The sequence below is a fragment of the Arthrobacter sp. MYb214 genome (assembly GCF_002979865.1).
GTDB lineage: Bacteria > Actinomycetota > Actinomycetes > Actinomycetales > Micrococcaceae > Glutamicibacter.
This window is the reverse complement of the sequence record NZ_PCPZ01000013.1, coordinates 1-5,901: the sequence shown is the minus strand read 5'-3', so window position 1 is coordinate 5,901 and position 5,901 is coordinate 1. Positions and strand designations below refer to the sequence as shown.

The 5,901-nt window shown below is 52.7% G+C and carries 3 protein-coding genes and 3 tRNA genes; all 6 read left to right on the top strand.

Features of this window, described 5'->3' with window-relative positions; all coding sequences use genetic code 11:
• Positions 1 to 1,111: 1,111 nt before the first annotated feature.
• The 6 genes from CQ012_RS17295 (at position 1,112) to CQ012_RS17265 (ending at position 5,685) form a co-directional block, all read left to right on the top strand.
• Positions 1,112 to 2,536, top strand: a complete 1,425-nt coding sequence (locus CQ012_RS17295; protein WP_105662735.1) for an amino acid permease — start codon at positions 1,112 to 1,114, stop codon at positions 2,534 to 2,536.
• Positions 2,537 to 2,712: 176 nt separating this feature from the next.
• Complete coding sequence (locus tag CQ012_RS17290) at positions 2,713 to 4,089, top strand: FAD-binding oxidoreductase (protein ID WP_105659210.1); 1,377 nt, start codon at positions 2,713 to 2,715, stop codon at positions 4,087 to 4,089.
• 109 nt (positions 4,090 to 4,198) lie between these two features.
• Positions 4,199 to 4,272, top strand: a tRNA-Pro gene (locus CQ012_RS17285).
• A 286-nt stretch (positions 4,273 to 4,558) separates the two neighbouring features.
• Positions 4,559 to 4,630 (top strand) — tRNA-Gln (locus tag CQ012_RS17280).
• A gap of 48 nt (positions 4,631 to 4,678) precedes the next feature.
• Positions 4,679 to 4,754, top strand: a tRNA-Glu gene (locus CQ012_RS17275).
• A gap of 415 nt (positions 4,755 to 5,169) precedes the next feature.
• Positions 5,170 to 5,685 (top strand): GtrA family protein, encoded by a 516-nt coding sequence (locus CQ012_RS17265; RefSeq protein WP_105659209.1) that lies wholly within the window; start codon positions 5,170 to 5,172, stop codon positions 5,683 to 5,685.
• Positions 5,686 to 5,901: the final 216 nt, after the last annotated feature.

Below are 5,901 nucleotides of genomic sequence, written 5' to 3'. Positions count from 1 at the left end.
GGTCACCGCCGGACTTAACTTGAGTAGATGGTTTGAGGCCCTGGTACCGTTTGGTGCCGGGGCCTCACCTGTTTAACGGGAAGGGGAGGGGGAATTGGGCAGCTGGTGCAGCCTGGTTCCCCCTCCCCTCGTGCTTTAACGACCAGTGCGTCCAGGGTATTTGTGTTGGCCAAGGTTGCCGGCTGGCTCAGTTGCTTGCACCGGATGACGAGGGCCAGGTTACCCGAGAATTATTCACTGGAGTTCTTATCCAAATTGAAGATCAGGTTGTCGGCCCAGCCAGCCTTGCTGAGCCATATTTGTTCCCTGACGGGTATCGACTAAAAATGCCAGCTGGTCGACTGCGTAATTTGAGTTTCAGGCACCAAGGCGACAGCTCCGTTTCGGAAGACGATTCCCGCAGTTGCACCACATTCACCTGCCGGCGTGCAATGGTGAGAGCAACTGGCAACCACAGGTCTCGGCGTAAGGGGATTCGACCGACCAAGGGAACCAAGACTGCGAGAATTCACCGGGTCAGGCCAATGAACGTCATTGTGGACCTCGTCTTGGAAAGCCTTGAAAGCAATAGATACTGTCATCCACCGCCCGAAGACACCGGCATCATGTTTCTGAAGACGCGGACGCTAACGGACAGCAGATGCTTTGACTTCCGGTGGACAACATGACGGACACAGGCGGGCGTGGCTGCTGACCACTGACGTGCAGCACTTTGAAGCCAGCCGTATCGGAATCCTGCCTCGATATCGAGGGATTGCGCAAGCACATTTAAGCATTCTCAAGGTCGTTGGTGAGGATCGCGCAGCATGATCCTTCAATTGGATTCACGAGTATCTGACTGCATTGCATGCCGGGATGTGTACTTCTATCTACAGCTCGCGAGTGGTCGAAATTCCAGAATGCCCATCACGCTGTCCCGAGATACCCGTTGGAAGAATTGCCGTCCGGTATCTCAGCTTCTTTTCACCACGAGTCTGAGGTACCGGACTATCTTGTCTTTTCCCCGCTCCAAGATGCGTGTGACTGCGATTACATGGATGTCGGGGTTGAAGCACACCATGAAAAGTGAGCGGCAAACCTCTGATGCAGTTAGGAATCTCGGAGGAGCAGCATGCGTACTAGCCAGACAAGTCAAAACTTGAAACGTGGTTTAAGCACACGGCACATCAGGTTTATCGCTCTAGGGTCTGCTATTGGCACAGGCTTGTTCTATGGTTCCGCAAGCGCCATTCAAATGGCTGGGCCAGCGGTGCTGTTGGCATACATACTCGGTGGGGCAGTGGTGTTCATGGTGATGCGTGCGTTGGGAGAAATGGCAGTCCGCAATCCGACCTCCGGCTCATTCGGAAGCTATGCCACTGAATTCGTTGGACGCTTTGCTGGCTTTGCAACCGGGTGGACCTACACGTTTGAAATGTTTGTGGTGGCCCTGGCTGACGTGACAGCTTTTGGCGTATATATGGGTTTCTGGTTTCCCAACGTCGAACGATGGATCTGGATCCTGGCAGTTGTTTTCTTCATTGCTGCCGTGAACCTGCTCTCGGTCAAAGTCTTCGGGGAACTGGAATTTTGGTTCTCCTTGATCAAGGTCGTCGCTATCATGGCAATGATCGCTGGTGGCGTTCTCGTAATCGTCTTCGGGTTGGGCAACCAAAGCGAAGGAGCTGCAGGTCTATCCAATCTCTTTGCTGGCGACGGTTTCATGCCGCATGGTGTCTGGGGCATTCTCGCTTCCCTGACGATTGTCATGTTTGCCTTCGGCGGCACCGAAGTGATCGGCATTACCGCTGGCGAAGCGCAAAACCCGCGTAAAGTCATTCCGCAGGCAATTAACTCTGTACCAGTGCGCATCTTGCTGTTCTACGTACTGACGCTCAGCGTCATCATGTGCATTCAGCCGTGGAACACGATTGACGGTAGTGAAAGTCCATTCGTTTCGATCTTCTCCAGCATCGGCTTCTCGTCAGCAGCAAATGTCCTGAACTTCATCGTCATCACTGCGGCACTCTCAGCAATCAACGCAGACATCTTCGGCGCGGGACGCATGATTCACGGTATGGCCAAACAAGGCCAGGCACCACAGGTATTCACGAAGACCACGGCTAACGGGGTCCCATGGGTGACTTCACTATCGATGATCGGCGCATTGCTGATTGGCGTAGTGCTGAACATATGGTTCGAAGATGAGATCTTCTTCCTCATTGCTGCATTGGCTACTTTCGCCACCGTCGTTGTTTGGTCGATGATCCTGATCTCTCATATTCGGATGAAGCACCGGATAGACAGAGATAATCTTGAACCTTCTGCATTCCCAGTTCCGCTTTGGCCAGTGGGTAGCTACTTGGCGCTGGCCTTCATGATCTTCGTGATCATCTTAATCGGTATTATTCCTGATACGCGTAGTGCACTCATTACCGGTCTAATCTGGGTGGCAATCCTGGGCGTCTGTTATCGACTATTCGTCAGGGGAAAAGCTCTTCCAGCAGAAATCCAAGCAGCACAATCGAAAGAAAATGCAGCAGCTGAACGGTCCTAGCCCGATAAATAATAGGGCAATGACGTATGCCGGCCCCGGACTGGCTGGCCATGAGGGCGCAAACGCAGTGTTGAACCGAGCTACTAGTAAATTGCCAAGTCATCAAGTTCGGCAAAGACCTTCAAAAGCCGTAGTCTCAGGTAATCACTTGCACGCAACGATCCGTGGAGATAAAGATGGCCGCTACCCATGCCGGATTTCTAGATGCCCTCAGCGCGGCATTACCAGAGAATGCCATAGAATCATCGGGCCCGCTGCTTCGAGAAAACTCTAGAGACTTCGGGCAGTTGTCGGGGGATCCCATTGAACCGCTGGCCGTGGTTTTCGCCAGTTCCGTAGCGGATGTACAACACGTTCTACGCTTGGCTAGCGAATACAGGGTACCGGTCATCAGCCGCGGCGCCGGCACAGGTGTTTCTGGCGGTGTGCACGTACTAGGTGATGCCATCGTCTTGAACTTGAGCAAGATGAATAGAATCCTAGAGATCCGCCCGGAAGATGAAGTCGCTGTGGTTGAACCTGGCGTCATCAATCATCAGCTGAACGAAGCCGTTTCCGAATTCGGCCTCATGTACGCCCCGGATCCTGCTAGCTACAAGATGTCTACGATTGGCGGCAACATCGCAACCAACGCGGGAGGCCTGCGGTGCGCGAAGTATGGCGTGACTCGAGAAGCAGTGCTCTCCCTAGACGTCGTATTGGCTGACGGCCGACTAATCCGCGTTGGCAAGAATACGTTCAAGGGTGTAGCAGGGTATGATCTCGCCGCACTTTTCACAGGGTCCGAGGGCACGCTGGGCGTTGTCGTTCGCGCAGTTCTCCGATTGCGCTATCTCCCGGTAGACGAACGAGACATAGCTCTATTGTTCCCCAGCCTGGAGGAAGCAGTCGAGGGCGTTCAACTGATTGCCAAAGCCAGAATTCAGCCTGCCATTTTGGAACTCATCGATCATTCGACTCTGCTCATTCTTGATGAACAGTACTCGACGAATTACGCAGGTCTCGGCGGTGCCATGCTCTTGGCTCGACTGGATGGCTACGGCGCCGAGCGTGAAGAAGCCGCTCTCCGCAGTGTTTTCGCAGAACGCAATGCCCAGCTAAGCAATTCGGCAGATCCGAGTGCTATGCAACTGATCGAAATGCGCCGAACCAGCCGGGGTGATACTAAAGACGATGCTTACCGGACTGGAGAGGATGTCGCCATTCCGAAAAGCAAGATGCTTGAATACGTGCACCGCGTTCAACGGGCTGCGCGGGAGGAAAACGTAAACATGCGGATGATTTCGCATGTAGGGGATGGCAATCTGCATCCGACGTTTTCTGTAGAACCGGAAGACGGCAACGAGCCACTAGCGAGGCTTGACCGTGCAGTTGAAAGCTCCGTACGTATTGCACTGGAACTAGGCGGCACAATTACTGGCGAACACGGTGTCGGGTTGATCAAAAAAGATTGGTTGCAATGGGAACAAGCAACAGAAGTGATCGAACTCCAACAGCAGATCAAGAACCTTTTGGACCCGTTGAATATCTTGAATCCTGGGAAAGCTATCTAATGGTCTTAAGCTGCGAGGCCCGGCTAAGGACTTGGCGGCAAAGAAAAGAGTAGCTATGCCGGGCATTGATGAGAATTCTGCAGGGTGTATAGTGAAATGGTTGTAACCACGGGATATAGCGCAGCTTGGTAGCGCGCGTCGTTCGGGACGACGAGGTCGCAGGTTCGAATCCTGTTATCCCGACACACAGCTAAGGGGGAACTTCGGTTCCCTCTTTTGCATTAAGCAGTCGTCTCAGCACGCAGTGACAGGTCAAGTGGACCTGCCTCCTTCGGCGGCAATTTATCGGCTGACGTGTAGCGAAGCTCAGGTCTGTTACAGGCATTTCAATAAACGAGCTGCAGATCACTCGAGGATATTGCCCCAGGATGTGCGATCCGTGAATTTTTTAGGTATAGTTATATCTCGTGCTAAGGCGTTCAGCGCAGATCAGCTTCGGCTGCTGAAGCAAATGAATACCAAGTCACATTGGGATATGGTGTAATTGGCAACACAACGGTTTCTGGTTCCGTCATTCTAGGTTCGAGTCCTGGTATCCCAGCGCTTCACCAAAGAGATTTGGTGAGCTGAAGATTTATCTTCAGCATACGGCCCCATCGTATAGCGGCCTAGTACTCCGCCCTCTCACGGCGGCAACACGGGTTCGAATCCCGTTGGGGTCACCAAAGCAAAAATCGCGAAACTTATGTTTCGCGATTTTTTTATGCCCAAAAACCGAGGATTCTACGGAACCGACAGCGGCTTCCGCTGAAACCTCCTTAAGCAGGGTAATCCGTCAGTAATGTAACGGCGCAGAGTTGCAGGTCTGGCGCGGGTGAGGGGAAACTGCCCGTTGAGCCCGTTGAGCCCGTTGAGCCCGTTGAGCCCGTTGAGCCCGTTGAGCCGCAGGGCATAACAACTCATTGCCGCCATCCTGACTATTGGACGCTGCCACGAAAATGCCCGACTCATACATCGCTGGAAGCTCATGAGCTTCAATCTGAGCATGCTGTGCAAGGTGACCCATATGGATAACTAAGAACCGCCCTGATTAAGTTTCAATTTTCTATTCGCCGATCCTGGGATGTTTATGCTTGATCCATGAGTGGCAGAGCCAAAGCATTTAGCGATGAAGGCGCACAGGATCCATCGCGCCCAAAACAGTATCGGGAACGAAAGAGAGCTCTGTACTTCCTGGGCATAGGAGGATTCTGCTTCCTCCTGACCTTGGCAGTGAATTACGGATTGAAGTTCACGATTCTGGGGGCGCATCCAACTTCAGCTTTTCTTATCGCTAATGCAGCGGCCACGGTAGTTTCCTACTACCTCTCGCGACGGTTTACCTTTGGGGATGTCGTCCATGGCCTCAAACGTATCCAGTTCATCAAATTCGTCGGCATGTCTACGGTAGCTATTGGAATTACTGCGGCGCCGGTTTATGTATCCCGTTGGATCTTTGGAATCACGGAACCACACGTTTCTTTTATCGTCCAGGAGATCGCCGACTTTATCGCCGGACCAATTATCGGGACGTTATTTGGGATGATCTTCCGATGGTGGGCAATGAAGAAGTTCGTCTTCCTGGATACGCTCCATAAACGTACAGAGATCCTGTAAACCGCAGGAGCAAAGCAGTCGCGATTCCGCTGCAGATTTGTTCAACTGTCAGGGCGTCAGAGTACGCCCGCGGATTATGCCACCACAGTGTAACCACGATCACTGTCAAAAGTGCCCTGCCGATTTGCGGAGCCCTGAAAACCTGTGTATAGTTTTTATCTGTTGCCGGAACGGAAACAACACGGAATCTACCGATTGTTCACCCGGCAGCCAATC

What these genes read in the sequence shown, in the direction of transcription:
- CQ012_RS17295 (WP_105662735.1), top strand. Translation starts at nt 1,112, where the DNA reads ATGCGTACTAGCCAGACAAGTCAAAACTTGAAACGTGGTTTAAGCACA.
- CQ012_RS17290 (WP_105659210.1), top strand. Translation starts at nt 2,713, where the DNA reads ATGGCCGCTACCCATGCCGGATTTCTAGATGCCCTCAGCGCGGCATTA.
- CQ012_RS17265 (WP_105659209.1), top strand. Translation starts at nt 5,170, where the DNA reads ATGAGTGGCAGAGCCAAAGCATTTAGCGATGAAGGCGCACAGGATCCA.